The sequence below is a fragment of the Parafannyhessea umbonata genome (genome assembly GCF_012844235.1).
In the GTDB taxonomy this organism is placed as follows: domain Bacteria; phylum Actinomycetota; class Coriobacteriia; order Coriobacteriales; family Atopobiaceae; genus Parafannyhessea.
On the sequence record NZ_JABAGR010000026.1, the window covers coordinates 1 to 522 of the forward strand.

General features: G+C 49.4%; 1 rRNA gene. It reads right to left on the reverse strand.

Annotated elements, in window-relative coordinates:
* A 16S ribosomal RNA gene (locus HF885_RS10255) occupies positions 1 to 522 on the reverse strand; the annotation flags it as partial.

A 522-nucleotide genomic window follows, 5' to 3' on the forward strand; every position in this document is an offset into this window, starting at 1 on the left:
GGCGTGGACTACCAGGGTATCTAATCCTGTTCGCTACCCACGCTTTCGTCCATCAGCGTCAATCAATTGTAGTAACCTGCCTTCGCAATTGGTATTCCATGTAATCTCTAAGCATTTCACCGCTACACTACATATTCTAGTTACTTCCTAATAATTCAAGTTTAACAGTATCAATGGCCGTTCCACCGTTGAGCGATGGGCTTTCACCACTGACTTATTAAACCGCCTACGGACCCTTTAAACCCAATGATTCCGGATAACGCTTGGATCCTCCGTATTACCGCGGCTGCTGGCACGGAGTTAGCCGATCCTTATTCTTACAGTACCGTCAAGGTTCTACACGTAGAACTGTTTCTTCCTGTACAAAAGCAGTTTACAATCCATAGGACCGTCATCCTGCACGCGGCATGGCTGGATCAGGCTTGCGCCCATTGTCCAATATTCCTCACTGCTGCCTCCCGTAGGAGTCTGGTCCGTGTCTCAGTACCAGTGTGGGGGATCTCCCTCTCAGGACCCCTACCC